This is a genomic window from Methylomicrobium agile (assembly GCF_000733855.1).
GTDB lineage: Bacteria > Pseudomonadota > Gammaproteobacteria > Methylococcales > Methylomonadaceae > Methylomicrobium > Methylomicrobium agile.
In genome coordinates, this window is record NZ_JPOJ01000001.1 from 1,074,400 (window position 1) to 1,098,802 (window position 24,403).

23 protein-coding genes and 1 other RNA gene are annotated in these 24,403 nt (G+C 59.1%); 8 read left to right on the forward strand and 16 right to left on the reverse strand.

What is annotated here, in order from left to right; translation table 11 throughout:
- Positions 1-40: 40 nt before the first annotated feature.
- The 3 genes from CC94_RS0105215 to CC94_RS22835 form a co-directional block, all read right to left on the reverse strand.
- Entirely contained in the window at positions 41-1,045 is a 1,005-nt protein-coding gene (locus tag CC94_RS0105215; protein ID WP_005374569.1) for a sulfate ABC transporter substrate-binding protein, read from the reverse strand.
- Positions 1,046-1,162: 117 nt separating this feature from the next.
- On the reverse strand, positions 1,163-2,779 hold the full coding sequence (locus CC94_RS0105220; protein WP_005374571.1) for an alginate export family protein: 1,617 nt from the start codon (positions 2,777-2,779) through the stop codon (positions 1,163-1,165).
- Between the two features lie 97 nt (positions 2,780-2,876).
- Positions 2,877-3,053, reverse strand: coding sequence for a YezD family protein (locus CC94_RS22835; RefSeq protein ID WP_005374574.1), 177 nt, complete (start codon positions 3,051-3,053; stop codon positions 2,877-2,879).
- A gap of 343 nt (positions 3,054-3,396) precedes the next feature.
- Here CC94_RS22835 and CC94_RS0105230 point away from each other — a divergent pair, with 343 nt between their 5' ends.
- Both CC94_RS0105230 and CC94_RS0105235 read left to right on the forward strand, forming a co-directional pair.
- The gene (locus CC94_RS0105230) at positions 3,397-3,717 is read left to right on the forward strand and encodes a BON domain-containing protein (RefSeq protein ID WP_005374575.1); all 321 of its coding nucleotides are present in this window, start codon (positions 3,397-3,399) and stop codon (positions 3,715-3,717) included.
- 62 nt (positions 3,718-3,779) lie between these two features.
- Entirely contained in the window at positions 3,780-4,094 is a 315-nt protein-coding gene (locus CC94_RS0105235; protein WP_005374577.1) for a BON domain-containing protein, read from the forward strand.
- 66 nt (positions 4,095-4,160) lie between these two features.
- Here the strand turns inward: CC94_RS0105235 and rdgB are convergent, their stop codons facing one another.
- From rdgB to CC94_RS0105260, 5 genes are all read right to left on the reverse strand, one after another.
- Positions 4,161-4,772 (reverse strand): RdgB/HAM1 family non-canonical purine NTP pyrophosphatase, encoded by a 612-nt coding sequence (rdgB, locus tag CC94_RS0105240; protein ID WP_005374578.1) that lies wholly within the window; start codon positions 4,770-4,772, stop codon positions 4,161-4,163.
- A 148-nt stretch (positions 4,773-4,920) separates the two neighbouring features.
- Positions 4,921-5,643 carry a ribonuclease PH gene (gene rph, locus CC94_RS0105245; RefSeq protein WP_005374579.1) on the reverse strand — a complete coding sequence of 241 codons (723 nt, stop codon included), beginning with the start codon at positions 5,641-5,643 and terminating at the stop codon, positions 4,921-4,923.
- Positions 5,644-5,757: 114 nt separating this feature from the next.
- The gene (locus CC94_RS0105250; protein ID WP_005374580.1) at positions 5,758-6,954 is read right to left on the reverse strand and encodes an ABC transporter permease; all 1,197 of its coding nucleotides are present in this window, start codon (positions 6,952-6,954) and stop codon (positions 5,758-5,760) included.
- A gap of 2 nt (positions 6,955-6,956) precedes the next feature.
- A complete protein-coding gene (locus CC94_RS0105255) occupies positions 6,957-8,162 on the reverse strand; it encodes an ABC transporter permease (protein WP_005374583.1) in 1,206 nt (401 codons plus the stop codon).
- Between the two features lie 71 nt (positions 8,163-8,233).
- On the reverse strand, positions 8,234-9,238 hold the full coding sequence (locus tag CC94_RS0105260) for a DUF475 domain-containing protein (protein ID WP_005374584.1): 1,005 nt from the start codon (positions 9,236-9,238) through the stop codon (positions 8,234-8,236).
- Positions 9,239-9,495: 257 nt separating this feature from the next.
- On the opposite strand from CC94_RS0105260, the gene mgtE reads away from it, so the two are divergent.
- A complete protein-coding gene (gene mgtE / locus CC94_RS0105265) occupies positions 9,496-10,938 on the forward strand; it encodes a magnesium transporter (protein WP_005374586.1) in 1,443 nt (480 codons plus the stop codon).
- A gap of 15 nt (positions 10,939-10,953) precedes the next feature.
- Here the strand turns inward: mgtE and CC94_RS0105270 are convergent, their stop codons facing one another.
- From CC94_RS0105270 to sucC, 3 genes are all read right to left on the reverse strand, one after another.
- Positions 10,954-12,573, reverse strand: coding sequence for an NAD+ synthase (locus tag CC94_RS0105270; protein ID WP_005374588.1), 1,620 nt, complete (start codon positions 12,571-12,573; stop codon positions 10,954-10,956).
- Between the two features lie 121 nt (positions 12,574-12,694).
- On the reverse strand, positions 12,695-13,567 hold the full coding sequence (gene sucD, locus CC94_RS0105275; RefSeq protein ID WP_005374590.1) for a succinate--CoA ligase subunit alpha: 873 nt from the start codon (positions 13,565-13,567) through the stop codon (positions 12,695-12,697).
- Complete coding sequence (sucC, locus tag CC94_RS0105280) at positions 13,564-14,733, reverse strand: ADP-forming succinate--CoA ligase subunit beta (RefSeq protein ID WP_031430041.1); 1,170 nt, start codon at positions 14,731-14,733, stop codon at positions 13,564-13,566. Before sucC ends, sucD begins: the two co-directional genes overlap by 4 nt.
- 125 nt (positions 14,734-14,858) lie before the next feature.
- On the opposite strand from sucC, the gene CC94_RS0105285 reads away from it, so the two are divergent.
- Positions 14,859-16,484, forward strand: a complete 1,626-nt coding sequence (locus tag CC94_RS0105285; protein WP_031430042.1) for a two-component system sensor histidine kinase NtrB — start codon at positions 14,859-14,861, stop codon at positions 16,482-16,484.
- Between the two features lie 4 nt (positions 16,485-16,488).
- The gene (locus tag CC94_RS0105290) at positions 16,489-17,838 is read left to right on the forward strand and encodes a sigma-54-dependent transcriptional regulator (RefSeq protein ID WP_031430044.1); all 1,350 of its coding nucleotides are present in this window, start codon (positions 16,489-16,491) and stop codon (positions 17,836-17,838) included.
- Between the two features lie 548 nt (positions 17,839-18,386).
- On the opposite strand, the gene CC94_RS0105295 is transcribed toward CC94_RS0105290, so the two are convergent.
- The 5 genes from CC94_RS0105295 to CC94_RS0105315 form a co-directional block, all read right to left on the reverse strand.
- Positions 18,387-18,839 carry a hypothetical protein gene (locus CC94_RS0105295; protein ID WP_005374604.1) on the reverse strand — a complete coding sequence of 151 codons (453 nt, stop codon included), beginning with the start codon at positions 18,837-18,839 and terminating at the stop codon, positions 18,387-18,389.
- 173 nt (positions 18,840-19,012) lie between these two features.
- The gene (locus CC94_RS0105300) at positions 19,013-20,233 is read right to left on the reverse strand and encodes a UbiH/UbiF/VisC/COQ6 family ubiquinone biosynthesis hydroxylase (RefSeq protein WP_005374606.1); all 1,221 of its coding nucleotides are present in this window, start codon (positions 20,231-20,233) and stop codon (positions 19,013-19,015) included.
- A gap of 3 nt (positions 20,234-20,236) precedes the next feature.
- The gene (gene ubiH / locus CC94_RS0105305; RefSeq protein WP_005374608.1) at positions 20,237-21,448 is read right to left on the reverse strand and encodes a 2-octaprenyl-6-methoxyphenyl hydroxylase; all 1,212 of its coding nucleotides are present in this window, start codon (positions 21,446-21,448) and stop codon (positions 20,237-20,239) included.
- Positions 21,448-22,758: a Xaa-Pro aminopeptidase gene (gene pepP / locus CC94_RS0105310; RefSeq protein WP_005374609.1), complete on the reverse strand. Its 1,311-nt coding sequence runs from the start codon at positions 22,756-22,758 to the stop codon at positions 21,448-21,450. The genes ubiH and pepP overlap by 1 nt, the downstream gene beginning before the upstream one ends.
- A gap of 15 nt (positions 22,759-22,773) precedes the next feature.
- A complete protein-coding gene (locus CC94_RS0105315) occupies positions 22,774-23,295 on the reverse strand; it encodes a UPF0149 family protein (protein ID WP_005374611.1) in 522 nt (173 codons plus the stop codon).
- Between the two features lie 279 nt (positions 23,296-23,574).
- On the opposite strand from CC94_RS0105315, the gene CC94_RS0105320 reads away from it, so the two are divergent.
- The 3 genes from CC94_RS0105320 to ssrS all read left to right on the forward strand — a co-directional run bounded on the left by CC94_RS0105320 (position 23,575) and on the right by ssrS (position 24,299).
- Positions 23,575-23,799, forward strand: a complete 225-nt coding sequence (locus CC94_RS0105320) for a TIGR02449 family protein (RefSeq protein ID WP_005374616.1) — start codon at positions 23,575-23,577, stop codon at positions 23,797-23,799.
- A complete protein-coding gene (locus CC94_RS0105325) occupies positions 23,796-24,098 on the forward strand; it encodes a cell division protein ZapA (protein ID WP_005374618.1) in 303 nt (100 codons plus the stop codon). Before CC94_RS0105320 ends, CC94_RS0105325 begins: the two co-directional genes overlap by 4 nt.
- A gap of 21 nt (positions 24,099-24,119) precedes the next feature.
- Positions 24,120-24,299, forward strand: a non-coding RNA gene (ssrS, locus tag CC94_RS22840) — 6S RNA.
- Positions 24,300-24,403 lie beyond the last annotated feature (104 nt).

Genomic DNA, 24,403 nt, shown 5'->3' on the forward strand with positions numbered 1-24,403 from the left:
CTCGTTTAGCCCAATCCTGCGTACAGGCCGAACGCGTTACTTACTGTTCGTAAATCTGGTCGAATATGGCGTTGTCGTCGAAATGATCTTTCTGCACATCGTCCCAACTGCCGAACACGTCGTTCACCTTGAACAGTTCCAGTTTCGGGAACCGCGCGATATCGGCCGGATCGGCATATTTCGGTTCGCTCGGCCGGTAAAAATGCTTGGCCGCCAGTTTCTGCCCGGTCGGCGAATAGAGGAATTGCAGATAGGCTTCCGCCAGATCGCGGGTTTTGTGTTTGTCGACAATCCCGTCCACGATCGTGACCGGCGTTTCGGCGAGAATGCTGCTCGGCGGCACCACGATGTCGACCTTGCCTTCGCCGAGTTCCTTGATCGCCAGATACGCCTCGTTTTCCCAGGTCAGGAGCACGTCGCCGATTTCCCGCTGCAGGAAGGTGGTGGTCGCTCCTCGCGCGCCCGAATCGAGCACCGGCACGTTCTTGTACAGTTTCTTCACGAAGTCTTTCGCCGCGTCCTTGCCGCCGTATTTCTTTTCGGCGAACGCCCAGGCCGCCAGATAGTTGTAACGCGCGCCGCCCGAGGTTTTCGGATTCGGGGTCACGACCGAAATGCCTTCCTTGACCAGATCGTCCCAGTTTTTGATGCCTTTCGGATTGCCCTTGCGCACCAGAAACACGATCGTCGAAGTGTAAGGAATGTTCTTGTTCGGCAAACGGGACTGCCAATCCTTGGGCAAGAGACCCGTTCTTCTAGCAATGTTGTCGATGTCGTAGGTGATCGCCAGCGTCAGCACGTCGGCCTCGAGGCCGTCGATCACGGCCCGGGCCTGCTTGCTCGCGCCGCCGTGCGACTGCTTGATGTCGACCGTTTCGCCGGTCTTTTCGCGCCAATATTTGACGAATTCCTGGTTGAAGTCCTGATACAACTCGCGGGTCGGGTCATAAGAGACATTCAGCAGGCTCCGGTTCGCGAACGCGTTGCCGCCGAGCAGCAAGGCCGCCGCCAGCAGGCCGGTTTTCAATACGTGTTTGGTGTTCATCGGTTCACTCGCACAAAAGGAATAAAAATATCTGTAACCATCATAGGGGCTACCGTTTTGAATAAAAAACGATATATTCCGAATTTATTATCTGATTTTCAGATAACCGCCCTCTTTTCATTTGAAGGCATTGAGGGTCAGTTCCACGTAGAAAAAGTCGGTGTCTTTTTCAAACATCCCCGGAATGTTCCCGTTCGAGGCCACCATCCGGTTGCGTACGAAGTCGCCGGTGGTAAAGTGCGAATAGCCGATATTGGTCGCGACATGCGCGAAGGGCTGGTAGCGCACGCGGATATCGACCGAGTTGCCCAGATAATCGCCGCTTTGCCCGGTCTTGTCGCGGTTGAAATCGTTGGCGTCGGAGACGCTGAACAGGTTGTTGAAGCGGTCTTTGTCGCTGGCCAGCCAATACAGGCCGAATCCCGTGTCGATACTCAGATTTTTGCGCGGCTGAAACTCCAGCCTGATTTTCGGCGCGCTGATGTTTTCCATCACGACGTAATCATCCGCGCTCCAGGGCCGGGCAAAACCGAAAAAGCGCTCGAACCGGTTGTTTTTGTTGTCGTTCGGGTTTTTATCGCCGCTCGCATAACCGTACTGCGCACTGATCCGGGGCTTCCAGGGATGGTCGAAGGTGTAGCCGGCCTCGAAGGTAAAACCGAAAGCATCCTGCTGCAGCGCTTTCCCGGTGTTTCTGTCGTTGCTGCGGCCGAACTGGTACATCGCGTCCATGTCCCAGTTGAATCCGGTGCCCGGAATAAAACCGTAGGCGCGCAGGGCGGGTGCGATAATGTCCCGATTGTCCAGATCGCCGGGATTTTGGGTGGCCGATTTTCTTAGGCCCAGATAGTAAGGCTCCAGCGTGATCCATTTGCTCCATTTGCGCCAGTGCCCGATCGCGCCGTAAACCCATTGCTGCTCGATCGGCTTGTCGGTGTTGTACTTGAGGCGGTCCAGCGGCTGCAGCGCCAGCCCGTCGAGGCTCCAGTCGTTTTTGTCCTGGCCCAGCGCAACCTGGAATCCCTGGAAGGTGTTGGTCGTGTTGCGCCATTCGTTGCTGGCAATCAGGCGGCGATCCAGAAATTCGAAATTCAAGCGTCCCGCTTTGATGCTCAGCGGCCGGTTATTGCCCAAGTCGTCCTTGCCCAGCGCATCCTTGAAAAACAATTCGCCATAAGCCTGAATGAACTCGAACTCGTTCACATCCCGGTTGTCCTCGGCAAAACGGCTGTTGTAGCGCCGGGAATCCTGGACTTCGACCGCGAAACGGAACGGATCCAGAATCTCCTTCAAGCCCAGGTAGGCGCGCGTCTTCAGCAGCACCGGCTCGTCGACGCCGCCGGCGTAGGCGCGTTTGGCCGCGGGGCCCGCATTCGGCAACGGATTGCTGCGGCGAATATCGTCGTCGCGGTGCTCGTAGCGAGTCCGTTGCTCCAGCCCGACGTCCAGCCAGGTAATGTCCCTGAATGCGTCAATGCCGGTTTTGTTCAATGTGACGCTATAAGGCGGCGGCGTGGAAATCCGTTTGGTACCGTAGCTGCCGGCTTCCTTGTAATAGCCGTTCCGTTGCGCCGCCTCCGCGGCAATTTCTTCCTGGACTTCTTTTTTTCTGGCTTCGATCTTCGCTTTCATTTCGGCATCGGCGTCGCCGGCCGCAAAGGCGGGCGGCGAGCCGGATATCCCGATCAGGTCGTTGACGGCTACGGTTAATAATAAAAATTTTCTCGTTCTCATACTTCTCTCGGGGAAACAGCCTTCTCCAGTTACCCGGTCAATCGCTGCCAAAAAAATTCACTCGCCATCCGCGGTGTTCCGCTGGATTTCGGCCGCATTATTTACGGGAGTAGTCGGGCCTCAGTTTTTCTTTGCGCTCGATCTGCACGACCTTGCCGTCGTGCACGATGATTTCGAGAGAGCCGAAACGGATGCCTTCCAGCATCTGGCTGATCTGATGCATGATTTCAAGGTGCTGATTCTTGGTCGGACTGGGTTCAACGTGATTGGCCATGCCGGTACTCCGTACAAAAAAGTCTTGTTGGAGCGAATTTTAAATAGCCGATTGAATCTGAAAAAACGATATTATTCGATTTAAATATCTGTTTTTTTGAAAGCGGTGAAATTCTTTGCAGCGATAACCTGCATGGAGCACGGCAAAAAACTGATCGGCGCCCCCCGCAATCCGGCCTGCCGAAAGGCAACCTCTCTCCGGCGCACGGCCAGGGACGGTACAACGCAATTTTTCCCCGCTATTTCTATCTCCGTTAACATGATGTTAATATAACCGTGTCAGACTTGCTTTTCTTGGTCCTTCAAGATATTACTTTTAACTCTTCATGTGGTTTGGAAATATCATGAAAATATTCGATTCGGCCAGAGTTGTGCTGTTAGGGTTAGCGGTCGTTCTATCGCTCTCGGTTTCGGGATGCGCCGGCAGCAGGCGGCAGGAAAGCACAGGAGAGTATTTCGACGATGTCTCGCTGACCGCCAGGGTCAAGACCTCGATTCTCGGCGATGCCGGGGTTAAATTTCTGCAGGTCCATGTCGAGTCCTTCAAAGGCATCGTCCAGTTGAGCGGCTTTGTCGACTCGGAGGCTGCCGCCGAGCGGGCCATCTATCTGGCGCGGACCGTCAACGGCGTCAAGCAGGTCAACAACAGTTTGATCGTCAAGTAAACCGGATTCTTGACGCGCATCCGCGCCATTTACCGATCCATTTTTTACCTCACGAAAACATCATGAAAAAATTCAGATCATTCCTGCGTTTTTTATTGGGCTTGCTGGTCATCGCTTCGCTGGCCGGCTGTGCGGCCAGCAAGCACTATGAAAGCACGGGCGAATACATCGACGATTCGGTATTGACCACCAAGGTCAAGACTTCGATCCTCGGCGACTCCAAGCTCAAGGTACTGCAGATCGACGTGGAAACCTTCAAGGGCATCGTTCAGTTGAGCGGGTTCGTGGACTCCCAGGAAGCCGCCGAGCGGGCCGTGGATCTGGCCCGCAAGGTTAGAGGCGTCAAGCAGGTCAACAACAGCCTGATCGTGAAATAAAAAAAGACCTGCCAGGTTTTTAAAAACCTGGCAGGTCTTCCGGGCTCACGAAGAGCCACGGGCCCGCTATTCCGTCTCCCTGGCGCTCAGCATTGCAGTCAGGCCGCGCAGCGCCTGTCCGCGGTGGCTCAGCGCATTCTTGACTTCCGGGGTCAATTCGGCGGATGCGCAAGCGTGCGTCGGCACCCAAAACACCGGATCGTAACCGAAGCCGTTGCTGCCGGCCGGCCGGGTCAGAATCCTGCCTTCCCAGACGCCCTGAGCGATCACCGGCATGGGGTCGGCCGCATGCTGCATGAACACCAACACACAGATGAAGCGCGCGCTGCGCTCCGCTTCCGGTACGCCGTCGAGCTCCCTGAGCAGTTTTTGCAGATTGTCCAGGTCGCTGCTGCCGGGTCCCGCATAGCGCGCGGAATAGACGCCCGGCGCGCCGTCCAGCGCGTCGACGACCAACCCCGAGTCGTCAGCAATCGCGGGCAGCCCGCTGTGCAGGGCCGCATGCCGGGCCTTGATGATCGCGTTTTCGACGAAGGTCGTGCCGGTTTCCTCCGCGTCGCCGATCGAGAAGTCGGATTGCGGCACGATCGGATGATCGGCCAGCATGGCCTGGATTTCGCGGATTTTTCCCGGATTGCCGCTGGCGAGTACGATTTTTTGGTGTTTAGTGAAGAGCATAACTCGGACGAAAAACGAAAGTTGCGCGAAACAGGGTTTGCAACCCCGTTCCGAACGTTTTAACAATACGGCTTCGGATGCAGTCCTGAAACGAAACGGCCGGGGCAACACGCCCCGGCCGGTAGGTTCTCCTCCCGGATCTTGGGCTTCATCCGCATTTCTCCAGGGCTTCCCGCTGCTTCTCGATCAATTGCCTGATGCCGAAACCGGCCAGTTCGAGCATGGCGTCCAGTTCGTCCTTCCGGAACGCATGCCCTTCGGCCGTGCCCTGGATTTCGATGAACGCCGCCGCATCGTTCATCACCACGTTCATGTCGGTTTCGGCGTTGCTGTCTTCGTTGTAGTCCAGATCCAGCACCGGCACCCCGTTATAGATCCCGACCGACACCGAGGCGACCTGGCCGTGCAGCGGACTGGCCTTGATCAGCCTTTTCTTGAGCATTTGCCTGACCGCCAGCGACAAGGCGACGAAGCCGCCGGTAATCGAGGCGGTGCGGGTACCGCCGTCGGCCTGCAAGACGTCGCAGTCGATCGTGATCGTGTTCTCGCCAAGCGCCTTCAGATCGACCGCGGCGCGCAGCGAGCGGCCGATCAGGCGCTGGATTTCCATCGTGCGCCCGCCCTGTTTGCCGGAGCTGGCTTCGCGCCCCATCCGGCTGTGCGTGGAACGCGGCAGCATGCCGTATTCCGCCGTGACCCAGCCTTCGCCCTTGCCCTTGAGAAAGCGCGGCACCTGGCTGTCGACGCTGGCGGTGCAGATTACGCGGGTATCGCCGAACTCGACCAGCACGGAGCCTTCCGCATGTTTGGTATAGCCGCAGGTAAATTTGATTTCTCGCAATTGATCGGGTTGTCTTCCGCTCGGTCTCATGGGTGTGATGCCAAAATTAAATCCGCACAGTATACCCGAACTGTCCCGCCTGGAAGGAGCAAATTATCAATCCATTGATATTTATAGGGAATCGCACCGGATTCCCTTTCGGTTTTATTCGGTCCTCAGCGCCTCCAGCGGTTCGAGCCGGGAGGCCTTGATCGCCGGCGCAACCCCGGCGGCGATTCCGATCAATACCGAAACGGCAAAAGCGGAGAGAATATAGCCCCAGGCCAGCTCGACCGGCAAGGCGGGCAAGGCATAATCGATTGCCTCGATCACCAGAATGCCGGCCAGCACCCCGGCCAAGCCGCCCGCGACGCTCAACGCCAGCGCCTCGCTCAGAAACAGCCGGAAAATGACCCGCCTCTCCGCCCCCACCGCGCGCAGCAGGCCGATCTCGGAGATCCGTTCGGAAACCGCGATCGTCATGATCGTCAGGATCCCGACCGACCCGACCAGCAAGGAAATGCCGCCCAGCGCGGCGACGCCCAGCGTCAGGATGCTCAAGACCGAATCCATCGTTTCGAGCATCTGGTTCTGGGTAATGATCGTAAAATCCTCGAAGCCGTGCCGGGCGGTCATCAATTTTTTAACCGCGCGTTGGACCGAAGCGACCGAAACCGAACTTTTATAGAGCACGTCGATTTCCATCAGGCCTTCCCGGTCGAACAGTTCCAGCGCTTTCGCGGCCGGAATGTAGAGCGTATCGTCCATGTCGAAACCGAGCATCTGGCCTTTTTTCCGCATCACCCCGATCACCCGGTAACGGTCCGTGCCGATGCGTATCCTTTGACCCTGCGGACCGGCCGCGCCGAACAGTTCCTGCGCCAGTTTGTCGCCTAAGACGGCCAGGGCGCGCGGATTCCCCTCATCGTCCGGCAGAAAGCGGCCGGTTGCGACTTTCAGCCGCCACACTTCCGGCACCGCGCTGCCCACGCCCAGCACATTGGTGCGGCGCTGTTTGCTGCCGGCTTCGACGCGCGCATTGCCCTGCACGACCGGCACGACCGCCAGCACGGGCGGCAGCTTGCGCAGCGCGGCCGCATCGTCGAGCGACAGGGGGCGCACGGTGCTGATCGTCGCGCCGGAGATGCCGAAAGTGCTTTTCTTGCCGGGATTGACCGACAGGAGATGGGTGCCGAACTGGGTGAACTCGGCCAATACAAAGGTATGAACCCCACGTCCGATCGAAGTCAGAATGACCACCGCGGCAATACCGATCACCAGGCCCAGCGCGGTCAATGACGAACGCAGCTTGTGGCTCACGATGGAGCCGTAGGAGAAGTGCAGCAGGTCAGGGATGCGCATCTTCAGCGTTTGGCCAAAGCGGTGATCGGATTCAGCCTGGCGGCCTTGCGGGCAGGCAAAAGCCCGAAGGTCAGGCCGGTCAGCAGCGCAACGCCGAGCGCCGCCAGGAATGCCCACGGCGGCAGCGCCAGCGGAAATTTCGGATAGGCCAATTGCAGACCGGCTAGGGCGAGCTGGCCGAGCAGCGCGCCGGCCGCGGCCCCGGCCAGCGACAGCAGGGCGGCTTCGGCCAGGAACAGCATGTGCAGTTGCCGGCGGGTCGCGCCCAGCGCCTTGAGCAGGCCGATTTCGGCGGTGCGCTGGGTCACGCTGACCAGCATCACGTTCATCACCAGCACGCCCGCGACCGCGAGGCTGATCGCGGCGATGCTGGCCACGGTCAGGGTCAGCGCCGCCAGTATTTTGTCGAAAGTCCCGACCACGCTGTCCTGGGTAATGATCGTAATGTCTTCCTCGCCTTCGTGGCGCGCCTTGATGATTTTGCGAATGTCATCGACCGCTTTCGGCATCGCCTGCTTGGACTTGGCCTCGACCAGAATCCGGAACAGCGCCTCGGTATCGAACAAGGCTTGGCCGGAAGCGACCGGTACGATCACCATCTCGTCGAAATCGGTGCCGATCGACTCGCCTTCGGGAGCCAGGACACCGATCACCCGGAAACGTCGGTCGTTGATCCTCAGCCATTGGCCGATCGCCTGCCGGTTTGGAAACAGTTCCTTGCGGATCGTCTGGCCGATCACGCAGACCGAACGCGCCTGATCGGCCGGGATTTTGGGCAAAAAACCGCCCTGCGCCATATGCAGGTGCCTGGCCCCGAACAGTTCTCGGGTCGAACCGAAAATGTTCGTTTCGCGCTCCAGGCCTTGGCTCGAAACCGGCGCGGCGCCGATCATCAGCGGAGCGATCGCGGCGATATGGGGACTGGCCGACAGCGCCCGGGCATCGCCGAGCGTCAGATCGCGCGGCGTCTCGCCGAATAACGGCGGCGGACCGCCGGTCGTTTCGTTGCGTCCCGGCAGCACGATCACCAGGTGCGTGCCGAGCGCTTCGAACTCGTGCACGATATAACGGCGCGCGCTGTCCCCCAACGCGACCAGGACCGAAACCGAGGCGACTCCGATGCTCATCGCCAGAACGATCAAGGCGGTCCGAAGCGGCTGGGATTTGATCGCCAGCAGAGATTGGAAAAAAAGGTCGGCCGGAAGCATGGTCCGTAGGGTACGCTGCGCGTACCTTATTCAATACCTTCGAAAGGTACGCGCAACGTACCCTACAAGGGTTATGCCTGCGCCTTCTTGTACTGGACCGAAGAGTACACCGACAGTCCGATCAGAACCGCACCGGTCAGGCCGGTCACCACTTCGGAAATGTGGGTGGTGATGCTCATCAGCATGATGCCGGCCAGCACGCCGATCGCGTAGTGCGCGCCGTGCTCCAGAAAAACGTACTCATCCAGCGTCCCCTGACGCACCAGGTAGACGGTCAGACTCCGCACGAACATCGCGCCGATCGCCAGTCCGAGCATGATGATGATCACGTCCTGGGTAATCGCAAAGGCGCCGATCACGCCGTCGAACGAAAACGAAGCGTCGAGCACTTCCAGATAGAGAAAACTGGTCAACCCGGCTTTTTTGAGGGCGCCGGCTACCTGCGCGCCTTCCTCCTCGTCTTCGAACAGCGCGTCCAGACTATCGACCATCACATACAGGATCACCCCCGATACGCCGGCCACCATCACCTGCAGGCGAAGCTCGGCAGGCAACCAGTGCTGGATCACCAGCAGCAAGCAGAGCGCCACGATCAGTTCGATCGATTCGAGCTTGCCCCAGGCGGCCAGTTTTTCTTCGATGCGTCCGAGCCAGTGCAGCTCCTTCGCGTCGTCGAAGATGAACCCGAAGAACACCATCAGCAAGAACATTCCCCCGAACGCGGCAATCTCGACATGCGATTCGGCCAGATGCTGCGCATAGGTCATCGGTTCGTGCAGCGCCATGCCGGCCACGCCGACCAAGCCAATGCCGGTCGCGACCGAGACGATCAGGATCGGGAACAACAGCCGCATCCCGAATACCGCAACCAGGATGCCCCAGGTCAGGAAATAGAATTGCCAACGTTCATCCATGCGCTTCAGAACGGAGGCGTTCACCACCGCGTTGTCGAACGACAGGCTGACTTCCAGGACACCCAGAATCAGCGCGATGAACGCACCGGTCAGGCCTCCCCAATAAAACGCGATCGCGACGGACAAAACGGTCACGATCATGGAAAGACGAAAATGCTGCATGCAAATCTCCTTGTAATAAATGACATTTATTATAAAACCCTAACTATAAGTGATTTAACCGAAAATCAACAGTTCTTCCCTTAAAATTAAGGCTGCGGTTCTAAGGCCGGCAAGATTCCGAAGAGAATGCATATTTCGTACCAGTCTTATCTTTATCGCTTATAATGACCGCGCAATTCTCGCCCCGCCCCATCGCCGAGCCGACGGCGAGTCCGCTTACTCCCGCCAGCGCACGCTGCATATGACTCTGTGATGTTATGGATTTCGTAAACAAGCTCAGCCCTGCCCAGTTTTTACAACACCAGCTCCGGGAAGTGATCAACCTGCTCGAAAAACAGCAGTTGGAAAAATCGCTGCTCGAAAGAACGCCGGGCGAGCATCACGAACTTCTCGAAACGGTCCTGCGCAAACAACAGGAAAGCCGTCTGCAAGACAAACTGGCGGAGCTGCATCCGGCGGATATCGCGTTCATCCTCGAATCGCTGCCGATGGATCAGCGCATGTTGGTCTGGAACGCGATCGAGGCCAGCCATCACGGCCAGGTTTTGGTGGAAGTGTCCGATGCGGTCCGGCACACCCTGATTTCGAGTATGGAATCGGCGGATCTGGCCAGCGTGGCGGAAAACCTGGATGCGGACGAAATCGCCGACCTAGCCGACGATCTGCCCAAGAACGCAATGCTGAAGATCCTGCGTTCGCTGAATAATCTGGAACGCAAGCACGTGAACGACGTGCTGGCCTATGAAGACGACCAAGTGGGCGCGTTCATGGATTTCGGCACGATCACGATTCGCGCCGATCTCACGCTGAACGCGATCTCGGACTACATCCGCAATCTCGGCAAATTGCCGAAGCATACCGATAAACTGTTCGTCGTCGACCACGACAACAAGGTGCAGGGCGTACTGCCGCTGTCGCGGCTGTTGACCCATGCGCCGGCGCTGACTGCCGAAAACGCCATGGTTACCGATTTCGTACAGTTCGAGGTCGACCAGGAAATTGCCGAGGCCTCGCACGCATTCGAACGTTACGACTTGATTTCGGCCCCGGTCGTCGACCGCGAAGGCCGGCTGCAGGGACGGCTGTGCATCGACAGTGTGCTCGACTACATCCTCGAAGAAAACGACGAAGAACGGCTGATTCAGGCGGGCGTCACCGAAGAGGAAGACCTGTTTTCCAGCGTCTGGAAAAGCGTACAGAACCGCTGGCCGTGGCTGCTGATCAACGTCACGACCGCCTTTATCTCGACCCGGATCATCGGCTTTTTCGAAGACGCGATCCTGCAGTTGGTGGCGCTGGCGTCGCTAATGCCGATCATCGCCGCCACCGGCGGCAATACCGGCAACCAGACCAGCATCCTGATCATTCGCTCGTTGGCTTTGGGGCAGATCACCTCGATCAATGTCGGCCGGCTGATCCGGAAAGAGCTGACCCTCGCCCTGCTCAACGGTATCTTTATCGGCCTGGTCGTGGGTTCGGTCGCCTTCTTCCTGTACCGGGACTGGCCGCTGGCGGGCGTGATGGCGCTGGCGATGCTCCTGAACCTGCTGGTCGCGGTCGTAGCCGGCCTCGCGATTCCGCTGCTCCGGCACAAGTTCGACAAAGACCCCGCCGCCGGCGCCAGCGTGATGCTGACCTCGATTACCGACGCGATGGGATTCTTTATCTTTTTGGGGCTGGCGAGCCTGTTCCTGTTATAGGAAAGACAATCTTTCCTACTGCTTCATCCCCCGATAACCGGAGGTGATCGGATAGCGCCGGTCGCGCCCGAACGCCCGCTCGGTGATCTTGACGCAGGGCGGCGACTGGCGGCGCTTGTATTCGTTGCGGTCGACCAGGCTGACGGCCCGGGCCACGTCCTCGGGGCTGAAGCCGGCCGCAATGATTTCATCGGCCGACTGGTCAAGCTCGACATAGCGTTCGAGGATCGGATCGAGCACTTCGTAAGGCGGCAAGGAGTCCTGATCGACCTGGCCGGGCGCCAGTTCCGCCGACGGCGGCCGGGTCAGCACCCGCTCCGGAATCACGAAGGCCACGCCGTTCCGGTAGCGCGCCAATTGATAGACCAGCAGTTTCGGCACGTCCTTGATTGGCGCGAAGCCGCCGGCCATGTCGCCGTACAGCGTCGCATAGCCGACGCTCATCTCGCTCTTGTTGCCGGTCGTCAACAGCAGCTTGCCCTGTTTGTTGGAAATCGCCATCAGAATCACCCCGCGGCAGCGCGCCTGGATGTTTTCTTCGGTCGTATCCTGTTTCGTACCGGCGAAAATCCCGGCCAGCATCCCGCCAAAGGCGGATACGGCCGGGTCGATCGGTACGGTATGGTGCCTGACGCCGAGCGCCTCGGCCTCCCAGATCGCATCCTCGATGCTCATCGGCTGGGTATAACGCGACGGCATCAGCACCGCCTCGACCCGGTCCGCGCCCAAGGCATCGACCGCCAGCGCCAGCACCAGCGCGGAATCGATCCCGCCGGACAACCCCAAGAGCGCCCCCTTGAAGCCGTTCTTGCGGACGTAATCCCGAATCCCGAGCACCAGCGCCTGGTATTCGCTCGCCACCGGCGTATACAGCGGCGCGCAATCGCCCTTGAGCGGCCGGCCGTCGGCAAAATCGACGACGCCGATCTGCTCCTTGAATTCTTCGGCCCGGAACACGACCTCGCCCTGCGCATCGACCACGAACGAGGCACCGTCGAAGACCAATTCGTCCTGGCCGCCGATCTGGTTCACATACACCAGCGGAATTTGCGCGGCTTTGATCTGGCCGCAAACCACCGCTTCGCGCTGGCGAATCTTACCCGCATGGAACGGCGAGGCATTCAGGGTCAGCAGCAAATCCGCGCCTTCGCGCCGATTTTCGGCGATAATGCCGGCGTGCCAGACATCCTCGCAGATGGTGAGGCCGATCTTCGTCCCCTTGAAGGAAAATACGCAGGTCTTATCGCCGGCGGAAAAATAACGCCGCTCGTCGAACACGCCGTAATTGGGCAACGCCCGTTTGCGGTATCCGGCCAGGATCCTGCCCTGATAAAAGACCGCCACACTGTTGTAAAGCTTGCCGCCGTCCTGTTCCGGAAAACCCGCCACCACGGCGATATCTTTCGGCAGCAGCGAAGCCAGCCGGCCGACGGCCTCGTTGGCCGCGTCGATGAAGTCAGGCCTCAAGAGCAAATCTTCGGCCGGATAGCCGGTCACGGTCAGTTCCGGAAAAACGATCAGGTCCGCACCGAGGGTTTCATGGGCATGTTTGGCATTTCGGACGATGTTTTGGACGTTGGCGTCGATGTCGCCGACCAGGAAATGGGTTTGAGCGAGGGCGATTTTTAAAGTCATGCGGGCTCGTAAAATTTCGAGACGTTGGATTTAAGGGAAAGAAGAAATTGAATAAAGACCTGCCAGGTTTTAAAAACCCGGCAGGTCTTCGGCATGAGCCTTCAAAAGCGGTAAACCTGAATTACCGCGGCAAGCAGCCTTTGATCGCCGCGCCGATATCGGTCGGCGAGCTGACCACTTCGACTCCGGCCGCTTTCAGCGCCGCGATTTTGCCCGCCGCGGTGCCCCTGCCGCCGGTCACGATCGCGCCGGCGTGGCCCATGCGCTTGCCGGGCGGGGCGGTTTGTCCGGCGATATAGGCCACCACCGGCTTGGTCACGTGCGCCTTGATATACTCGGCCGCATCTTCTTCCTCGCCGCCGCCGATTTCGCCGACCATCACGATGCCTTGAGTCTGATCGTCTTGCTGGAAGCGGCTCAGCACGTCGACGAAGTTCATCCCGTGGATCGGATCGCCGCCGATTCCTACACAGGTGCTTTGGCCGAGGCCCTCGTGGGTGGTCTGATGCACCGATTCATAGGTCAGCGTACCGGAGCGCGAGACGATCCCGATCGAGCCCGGCATATGGATCTTGCCGGGCATGATGCCGATCTTGCATTGTCCCGGCGTGATCACGCCGGGGCAGTTCGGGCCGACCAGCAGCGCGCCGGCACCGGCCATCGCGGCTTTTACGCGCAGCATGTGCAAGGTCGGAATGCCTTCGGTGATGCAGACGATCAGCTTGATCCCGGCATCGACCGCTTCGAGGATCGCATCGGCCGCGTAAAACGGCGGCACATAAATCATGCTGGCGTCCGCGCCGGTCGCCTTGACCGCTTCCTCGACCGTGTTGAATACCGGCAAACCCAGATGCCGACTGCCGCCGCGTTCCGGCGTGACGCCGCCGACCAGTTCCGTGCCGTATTCGAGCGCCTGCTGGGAATGGAAAGTGCCCTGTTTGCCGGTAAAGCCCTGGCAGATCACTTTGGTATTTTTATCGATCAAGATGCTCATGCTGCGGCCTCCGCCAACGCTACGACCTGTTCCGCCGCATGCGTCAAATCGTCGGCGGCATATAAATTGAGACCGGTACTGTTCAGCAGCGCCCGGCCCTGTTCGGCATTGGTGCCTTCCAACCTGACCACCACCGGCACCGCAACATGGACCTGCTTGATGGCGGCCAGAATCCCGCTGGCGATGATGTCGCACTGGACGATGCCGCCGAAAATATTGACCAGCACTGCCTTCACGTTGCCGTCGGAGAGGATCAGCTTGAAGGCTTCGCAGACCTTCTCCACGTTGGTGCCGCCGCCGACGTCCAGGAAATTGGCGGGACTGCCGCCCTTCAATTTGACCAGATCCATCGTCGCCATCGCCAGCCCCGCGCCGTTCACCATGCAACCGATCGTGCCGTCGAGCGTGATATAGTTCAAGCCGTATTGCTGCGCCTTGTTTTCTTTTGCGTCTTCCTGTTCGTGATCCCTGAGCGCCAGAATGTCCGGATGCGCGGCGACCGCATTGTCGTCGAAGTTGATCTTCGCATCGAGCGCGAGCAATTCGCCCGCTTCCGTTTCGATCAATGGATTGATTTCGATCTGGCTGGCGTCTTTTTCCAGAAACAGCCGGTACATGCCTTGCATGATCCCGGTCAGCGCCTTGATTTGTTCCCCCTTGAGGCCCAATGCGTAGGCGCAGCGCCGGCATTGGTTGGCCTGGAGGCCGGCGGCCGGGTGAATCGCGACCGACAGGATCTGTTCGGGCGACTCGTGGGCGACCGCTTCGATGTCCATGCCGCCGGCGGCGGAAGCGATGAACGTCATCCGCTCGCTGCCCCGGTCGATGATCAGGCTGAGATAGAGTTCGCGTTTGATCGGATAGGTCCTTTCGATCAACAAGTTACGGACCGGCAAGCCGGCGTTGCCGGTCTGATGCGTCACCAGGCGGCCACCGAGCAGGTCGCGGCTCGCCGCTGCAACGTCCTCGAGCGTTTTCACCAGCTTCACGCCGCCCGCCTTGCCGCGCCCGCCCGCATGCACCTGCGCCTTCACGACCCAGCCCGCGCCGCCCAGTTCCCTTGCGGCACGATCGGCTTCCTGCGCGGACGCCGCCGGCCGGCCCTCCGGCGCCGGTATCCCGTAGCTGCGAAACAGCTGTTTGGCCTGATATTCGTGGATATTCATGGATGCTCCGATGAGGCGGGTTGACGGTATTGATTTTTCGCAAGATCGCGCGCGGCAATGCTATGCTTACTGGCTGGCGGATATTCTAATAAATTACCGGAAAAACAGCATCAACATTAGTCGGCATGCCGGAAAATAATCAAAGCATCATCCATCCCTGCCCGCTGTCGAAAGGTTACGGCATTCCCGAACCGCAGGCATGGCTGCTTTTGAAGGTCTACCTGGTTTACCGGCTGTTTCTGGCCGGCTTTTTCATCGCGCTGTTTTACGCCCGCGCCGCACCCTCGGTGCTGGGTTCTCTAAATGCCCAGCTTTACCATTCCGCCAGCCTGCTTTATCTGCTGCTGACGCTGATCTCCGGCTTTCTGCTCCGTTCCCGGCTCGCCGCTTACAGTTTTCAGGCGCAATTCCTGCTGTTTTCCGACATCATCCTGTTGACCTTGATCATGCACGCTTCCGGCGGACTCAAAAGCGGCATCGGAATTCTCATGGCCGTGTCGGTGGCGTCGGGCGGCGTCACGATCGGCGGCCGCTGCGCCATGTTTTTTGCCGCGATGGCCAGTCTGCTGGTGCTGGCCGAAGAGATTTACGCCGATCTCACGGACAGTTTCGCCGCAGCGTCCTACCCTTATGCGGGCATGCTCGGAGCCGCCTTTCTGACGATCGCACTGCTGTCCTACGTACTCGCGAAGCGGAGCGAAAGCCTTCTGGAACTGGCGGCCCAGCACGAACAAACGATCGCGAATCTGGAAGAACTGAATCACTACATCATCCAGCATCTGGAAACCGGCATCCTCATCACCAACCGGAAGCAAATCGTACAATTGACCAATACGGCCGCCTTGAGAATGCTGAATCTGGGGAAGAGACCCGTGCATTTGCGCGATATCTCGGCCCGCCTCTCCGAAGACTTCAGCGACTGGCTCTATGACCAGGAGCTGGATCAGGCGGAACTGACCCTCCCCGATCAATCCGAAATCCGCGTCCGCTTCATCCTGCTGCCGACCCGCAGCCGTGCTTTCTACATGCTGATGCTGGAAGACATCGCGCTGTACAATCAGCATGTCCAGCAAAGCAAACTGGCTTCGCTGGGACGCCTGACGGCGAGCATTGCGCACGAAATCCGCAATCCGCTCGGAGCGATCAGCCATGCCGGACAACTGCTCTCCGAAAATCCGAATTTCACCCCACAGGACCAGCGTTTGGCACAGATCATCCAGACCCATTCAAAACGGGTCAACAAGATCATCGAGGACATTCTGCAGCTTTCCCGCCGCAATGCCTCGCGCCGGGAAAAAATTCAGCTCAAGCCCTGGCTGACGCACTACCTAGAAACGTTTACGCTGGAACATCAACTGGCCGGGCAGAAAGCGCTCAGGCTCCATATTGACCAGGACCGGCCAACCGCGTTCATCGACCCAGGCCATTTGAAGCAGATCCTCGACAATCTATGCCGGAATGCGCTGCTCTACGGCCATCCCGAGCAAGGGCCGATCACTGTGCACGTTTTCATAGCGCAAAATTCGCCTTGCATCGAAGTGATCGACAATGGCCCCGGCATCGCCCCCGAGCATCAAAGCCGCCTGTTCGAACCCTTTTTCACTACCTCCAACAAAGGCACCGGGTTGGGGCTTTTCATCTGTAAGGAATTGGCCGAATTAAACCACGCCAAATTAGGCTATCATTTAACCCGAAACCAACGCAGCAGCTTCAGGCTGTATCTGAGCGACGCCGATAAATCATTCCGTTGAATAAATGAAGACACCTTTTGCATTGATCGTCGACGACGAGCCCGACATTATCGAATTACTCGAAATCACCCTGCACCGGATGGGCGTCGAGACCCGGAGCGCCGGCACGGCTTCCGGCGCCAGACGATTATTGCAGGAGCGCACCTTCGATCTCTGCCTGACCGACCTGAAATTGCCCGACGGCGACGGCCTCGAACTGGTCGAACTGATTCAGTCCTCCGATGCCCCGCACCCGGTCGCGGTGATCACTGCCCACGGCAATATGGACACCGCGATCACCGCGATGAAAAAAGGCGCGTTCGACTTCGTTTCCAAACCGGTCGATCTGCCGGCGCTGCGGCAACTGGTCGCGAACGCACTGAAGTTCAAGGATCACGCCTCGGCCAAGGACCGACGGATGCGTCATACCTTGCTCGGCGAGTCGCAGTTGATGCGCGACATCCGTTCCAAAATCGCCAAGCTCGCGCGCAGCCAGGCGCCGGTCCACATTCACGGCGAATCGGGCGCGGGCAAGGAACTGGTCGCGCGCCTGATACACCAGCAGAGTACCCGCAGCGACAAAGCTTTCGTCGCGATCAACTGCGGCGCGATCCCGCACGAACTGATGGAAAGCGAATTCTTCGGACATAAAAAAGGCAGCTTTACCGGCGCGGTCGGCGATAAAAAAGGCCTGTTTCAGGCCGCCGACGGCGGCACCCTGTTTCTCGACGAAATCGCCGACCTGCCCCCTTCGCTACAGGTCAAACTGCTTCGGGCAATCCAGGAAAAAAAGATCCGCCCGGTCGGCGAACAACAGGAAATTCCGGTCGATGTGCGGCTGTTGAGCGCGACGCACCGGAATCTGGCCGAGATGGTGCAGAACGGCAGTTTCCGCCAGGATCTGTTTTACCGGATCAATGTCATCGAGTTGAATGTGCCGCCCCTGCGCGAACGTACCGCCGACGTGCCGGCGCTGGCCGAACATATTCTGGTCAGACTGACCGGGCAGACACAGACGCACAAGCCTGAAATTTCACCGGCGGCGCTCGACGCATTGCAGCGCTACCGTTTTCCGGGCAATATCCGGGAGCTCGAAAACATTCTCGAAAGGGCGCTGGCGTTGTACGATGGGAAATGCATCGGCGTGGACGACCTGAATCTGCCGGTCGGAATCGCGGAGACGCATCTTTCCGAAGAATCCCGCTACGATCCGGGCCGGGGTTCGCTCGAAGATTATCTGGAAGCGATCGAAAGACGAGCGATTCTGCATGCGCTCGAAGAAAACAGATGGAATAAAACCGCAGCGGCCAAACAACTGGGGTTGACGTTCCGCTCGTTCCGCTATCGGCTGAAAAAACTGGAACTGGACGACTGAAATTGGAGACCCGGGAACGCGGCTGCGCGAATGAAGCGCCAAAGCCGACCTGCCGGTCTGAAGGGTGCGCCGATCAGATGGATGTTCGAAGAAAGGATGGACGTCAAGACCTGCCGTTTTTTTAACCCTGGCAAGTCCTCTCGTTCGTAAGAAAGGCAGAGCCGACGTTTCCCCGGCCGTGACGCCCCAAAGCGGCTCCACAAGCGTTTAGGATTGGGTCGATAATAACTTCCCCCTCTCATTCCCCCGCCGGTCAAGCGCTTATCGTGCCCCCCTTTGCCGGCTTGGGTTACCCCCAAAGAGCACGAACCGCTGTAGGGCGGATTCGCCGAAGGCAATCCGCCGGGTTTCGCCACAGGCCATTCCCCGTTTTTGAGGATGAGGCGGTTTGCTTCGCAAAACCGCCCTACGCGGTGCTTGATGACGCGCGCCGGTGGGAACGATCAGGCGGCATGCCGGGAGATTATTTTTAACCACATCCTTTAGCGGTTCACTGCATTTTATCCGCCCCCTGTACTTACCGCCGCAGGGAAAAACGCTTTCTATGTTCAGGCGCGGTATTTCGGCATCGCTTCGAGCTTGGCGACCGCGTCCTTGATTTTGGCCTCGACGGCGGCATCCAGCTCATTGTTCTTGTAGATTCTGTCCAGCAATCCTTCGGCAACCAGCGCTTCCTTGATCCAGCGCTTGGCGAAACGGTAGTTGGTAAATACGGGGGTTACTTCACCGGTTTCGGGGTTGCGCAACCCGGTCTTGGCCGACGCGCCGGAAGCGGGAGCCGGGGCGGTACTCGCAGCAGCGGATGCCGGTACGGCAGGTTTGGGGGCAGTTGCGGGTTCCGGTTTGGCGGCGGATTGCGGTTTCGGAGCGGGAGCGGCGGCCGAAGGTGCCGGCTTCGCCTCATGAACAGCGGTTTTTGTGCCGGCATTCTTATCGTTTACGACCTGATAAACGACATAAGCCACAAAAATAACGGTCAGAATAAACAACCCTTCAGTCATGACGCAAATCCCCCTCTAAATTTTATTGAATTGATACGCCGGCGATCATTATTATCATCAAGAGCCTACGGTTCCCCGGCAAGCCGCCTAGCCATGTGCCGAATATACCAGATGCGGGCAAGGGCGGTAAACCTTCGCCATCAAAATAAATGAGGGTTTTAGCGGGATAAACGCTACCAGCAATCCTTGCCTTTGGCCAGGGAAGGCAAATCGTCGCGCAGCCCCATCGCATAGCGGTTGAAATAGTTCTTCAGCAACCCAGCCCGGTCGACCCAGCCCATGCCTGCTGACCGCAATTCGCTCAACCCGGCAGTCCGGCTTCCGAAGACCTTGTTCAAGGCATCCATGCTGCCCATCATGATCAGATTGTCGCCTTTACGCCAGCGTTCGTACCGGCGCAGCAAGCCCCGTCGTGCCAACGAACGTTGTCCGCGCCTGGCCTCCAGGATCACCTCCGCGAGGGCAGCCGCATCCAGAAGGCCCGCGTTTGCGCCCTGCCCGGCCAACGGGTGCATCACATGCGCCGCATCGCCGGCCAGCGCCAGATGATCCGCGGTATAACTGTTGGCATATTGAAAGCGTAAAGGAAAAGCCGCGCGCGGTCCCACCGCCAGCATCTTGCCGAGCAATCCATCCGAAGCCTGCGCCAAGGCGGCCAGAAAATCGGCATCCGGCAGGGTCAGATGCGCCTTCGCGGTATCCGAGCGCAAGGTCCAGACGATCGAGCACCGGCCGTTCGCCAGCGGCAGAAACGCCAAGGGGCCTTCGTCCAGGAAGCGCTGCCAGGCCGTCGCCCGATGGCTCAGCTCGGTGGTCACCGTTGCAACGAGCCCGTGCTGGCCGTAATCCCAGCCGGTTACGCCGATACCGGCCAGCTTGCGCAGAAGCGAATCGTGACCGTCTGCCCCGACCGCCAGATCGGCCGCAAAAATCCGTCCATCGTCGAGCCTGAGGCGCACGCCGTCCGGTTCGGCCTCGATCCCGGAAACCGCCGCCGGCGTGATGCAAGTTACACTGTCCAGCGTATCGAGTACGTCCCACAACGCGGCGACCGTCACCCGGTTTTCGACGATGTGGCCGAGTTCGCCGTATTCGGTGTCCGCGCAATCGAAATGCATTTCCCCGCCTCCGCGCGCATCGAAAACGCGCATTTCGCGGTACGGGGAAACGCCGCGGCGCACCATGCCCGGCCATGCCTCCAAACGCTCCAGGATCCGTTGCGAGGCGCGGGTCAGCGCCGAAACGCGAATATCGACCGGCTCCGGCGGCCACTCCCGCGGAGGCGCCGCTTTGTCGAGCAACGCGACGCGCACGCCGCCATGACCGAGCGCGCAGGCTACCGCCGCACCGACCATGCCGCCGCCCGCCACGATCACTTCGAAACGTTCGCTCATCGTTTATCTCCGGGCGCCGAGGCGCGGCAGCCGGCCGGACAGGCCCATCGCATGCCGCGACAGCAGCGATTTGGCCGCCGGAATCCGGTCGAGCAGGCACAAGCCGGCATTCCGGACCGCCGCCACCGGCAGCCATTCGTTCGAGAAAATATGAATCAGCCGATCGGTAAAACGGATCGTGCGCTCATGATCCCGGCGCCGCGCCTCGGCGTAAGCCTTCAAGAGCGCCGGTTCGCCGATATCGCCGCCTTGCGCATGCTGCTGAAGCAGCGCTTCCGCCAGCGCGGCCACATCGCGCAGGCCGAGATTGAATCCCTGGCCCGCGACCGGATGCAATTGATGCGCCGCATTGCCGACAATCACCGCGCGTCCTTCGATCATTCGCTCCGCGCGAATCAAGGTCAGCGGGAACGCCCGCCGCGGCGCGGCCAGGGCCAGTTCGCCGAGCCGGTAGCCGAAGCAGGCCTGCAGCTCGGCGGTAAATTCGACTTCAGGGAGCGAAAGCAGCGTCTCGGCATCTTCCCGGGTACGCGTCCAGACCACCGCCGAATGCCGCTCGCCTACCGGCAACAACGCTAAAGGCCCCGAGGCGGTAAAGCGCTCGTACGCAGTGAACCGGTTAGGGCGCGAAGTGCTGACCGTAGTCACCAGCGCGGTCTGCCCGTAATCGGTCACCTGCTGCCCGATATCGAGCAGTTTGCGCACCGACGACAGGCCGCCGTCGGCGCCGGCCAGCAGTTTTGCGGATAAGGTAACGGACTCGCCGCCCAGTTTCAGGCTGACGCCGATCTCGTCCACGCCGGAATAGAGGCCCGCGACCCGCGCCGGACAAAGCCGTTCGATGCCGGTCGCTTCGACGCGGTCCGCAACGTGCCCTTCCAGATCGCGCGCAGTGATCACATAACCCAGCGCCTCGACGCCTTCCTGTTCGGCCGACAGCCGGGTCTTGCCGAAATGGCCGCGATCGGATACGTGGATCGTCTCGATCGGGGTAGCGGCCTGCCGGATGCCTTGCCAGACATCCAGCGCATCCAGCAGGGTGACCGTGCCGGCCGCCAGCGCCAGCGCGCGGTCGCCGGCAGGAGACACCCGCTGCTCGGCGCGCGTGTTCGCTTCGATGATCGCGAGCTTCAGGCCCGAGTCCCGCAGCGCCAGGGCCAGACAATTACCCGCCAGCCCGCCGCCGGCGATCAATAAATCGTATGCCGGTTGCATCAGGCGGCCTGCATCAGGGCTTCGATTTCGTCGATCGTTTTCGGCACCCCAGCCGTCAGGCATTCGTAACCGCCTTGGGTCACCAGCACATCGTCCTCGATCCGGATGCCGATGCCGCGCCATTTTTCCTCGACCTTCTCGTAATCGTGCGGAATATACAGGCCGGGCTCGACGGTTACCACCATACCGGGTTCGAGCAGGCGCCATTCCTGTTCGACCTTGTAGTCGCCGACATCGTGCACGTCCATTCCGAGCCAGTGGCCGATCCGGTGCATGAAAAACGGCTTGTATTTCTCGTCCTTGATCAGTTTCTTGACCCTGCCCTTCAAGATACCCAGCTCGACCAGGCCTTTAGTAATCATTTCGACCGCCGCATCGTGCGCCGCATTCCAGGGCAGGCCGGGCCGGATCTGTTCGAGCGCCGCGGACTGCGCGTCGAGCACCAGTTGGTAAAGCTGTTTCTGCGGCTCCGTAAACCGGCCGGAAACCGGAAACGTGCGGGTAATGTCGGCCGCGTAATGGTCGCACTCCGCGCCCGCATCGATCAGCAGCAAATCGCCGCTCTTCAGCACATCCTTGTTTTCGATGTAGTGCAATACGCAGGCATTCTTGCCGCCGGCGACGATGCTTGGGTAGGCGACATGGCGCAAACCGCCCTGGTAAAACTGGTACAAAAGCTCCGCCTCGATCTGATATTCGTACAGGCCGGGCTTGCAGGCCTGCATCGCCTTGACGTGCGCCTTGGCCGACACTTCGGCCGCGCGCCGCATCAGTTTCAGTTCGGCCGGACTCTTGAACAGGCGCATCTCGTGCAGGATGTGTTCGAGCGACACCAGTTCGCCCGGCGCGGTGATGCCCCGGCGGGTCTGGCCGCGCAGATGATTGATCCATTCGAGCAGGCTGTGATCGAGATCGGGGTCGCGCCCCAGCGGATAGAACACCTTGCCCTTGTTTTCGAGCATGCCGGGCAGAATTTCGTGGAGATCGTCGATCGGAAACGAATCGTCGGCCTCATAATGCTTGACCGCGCCTTCGAGCCCGGCATGGGCGCCTTCCCACAGCGCCTTGGTCTCGTCGTATTCCCGGCAGAACAGGATATATTCGCCCTGTTCCCGGCCGGGGATAAATACGGCCAGCGCTTCGGGTTCGTTGAAGCCGGTCAGGTAATAAAAATCGCTGTCCTGCCGATAGGGGTAATGCACGTCGCGGTTGCGGACGCGTTCCGCCGCGCTGCCGATCAGCGCGATATTGCCTTTGCCGACGCGCTGCATCAGCTGCTTGCGGCGTTTTTTGAATTCGCTTTGTTTCATGATGGGTATTGCCGGTTAATGAATCCTGGCGCGCCGGTTCGAGCCGAGTTCGGCGCGCAACAATAAGACCGCGGTACGCAGATATTCGGTGACCTCCATGAACGCAACCTCGTCTTCTTCACCCTCCGCATCCGGGTCCAGCCGGGTAAATTCGGCAATGTCGCGAAGGATTTCGCGGGTCTGGCCGGATTGTTCGCCGTTCCGGTACAGCGCGCCGACGCCGAACAAAAAACCCTGGCACCAATCGGCAAGCGCGGCGATCTGCTCGCTTAAAGGAACGTCATCCGCAGGCAGAAACGGCTCGAAGCCGTAATCCCCGCTTTCCAGAGACGCCCTGGTTTCCTCGAACAGTTGCGCAAGCTGTCGCGACTGCTCGGCTCCGATATCGTCGCCTTGGTCAAACAGCTGCTTGATCCAGGCGGTGCTTTGCGTCTGCCCATTCACGCACAACATGCCGGTCGCCAAACCGTGCGCTTCCGCAGCCGAGTTGGCTTCGTCGCTGCCTTTGAAAAAACTGTCTATATCCTGGTAGGTCATGATTCGAATAGACGGGATGAATGTCGCTATGCTATCACCGAAAAGCGCCGCATGCCGATAAATACGCTATCCCGCGCATTCGCCGCCGCCTTCCGGAAGAGTGGAAAATAGCCTGTTTTCCGTGCGCAATCCTCTTACCGGCACTTGCCCAATATGTGTATAATGGCATTCGCATCGGGGTAACTCATTGATGTCCGTCATTTTAACAGAAAGTATTTCGTGTTTATGCCCGGCATGAAAAACATCTCCTAACACCCTTAACGCCAAGTTCGGATGACGATGAACACACAACCGAATCAATCACTCGAATTGAAAGAGCTTGAAGAAAAGCTGGACTTGCTGATCGAACAATACCATGCACTCAAAAACGAAAATCATTCGCTGAAAATCAAACAGGAAGCCCTGGTAAAGGAAAAAGCGAAACTGATCGAAAAAACCACACAGGCCCGGATTCGCGTGGAAGCGATGATTTCCCGCCTGAAAGCGATGGAACACGGTTCATGAGCACGGTCAAAAAAGAAGCGGTCGCCCTGACGATCATGGGCAAAGAATATAAAATCGCCTGCGAACCGGAAGAGCGTCAACGCCTGATCGAATCGGCGCAACTGCTCGACAGGCAAATGCGGCAAATCCGCGACTCCGGCAAAGTGAACGGTGCCGACCGGATCGCCGTGATGGCGGCACTGAACCTTGTGCACGAGCTTTCCTTTCTCAAAAGCCAGAACGACAGCCTGCGTTTCGATTTCGGCTCGTCGCTGGCCAGCATGATCCAGAAAATAGAAAACGTTTTGGAAAATCGATAAACGCGATACAATAGAACCTTGTATCTCCTGCAGCGTTCGAAATGTATTGGGTGTTTCCTGAACCTATTTTTACCCCGGGGGCGAACATCCGGCAATGGTGAGCATGCCCGTACTTGTCGGGAAGCCTGATTTACCGATCCAGCCTCCACTTGAACCTACGGTTCAAGGACGAAAGTACGTTACGGCGCAGGCGGGAGATGCAACATTCCTTTTTCGGCGCTCCCAAAAACCGCACCTAAACCGATTCAGTCTTCTTCCCCGCAAAAGCAAGTTCAAGTTACCCATTCACTTCCTGTGCCCGGTCC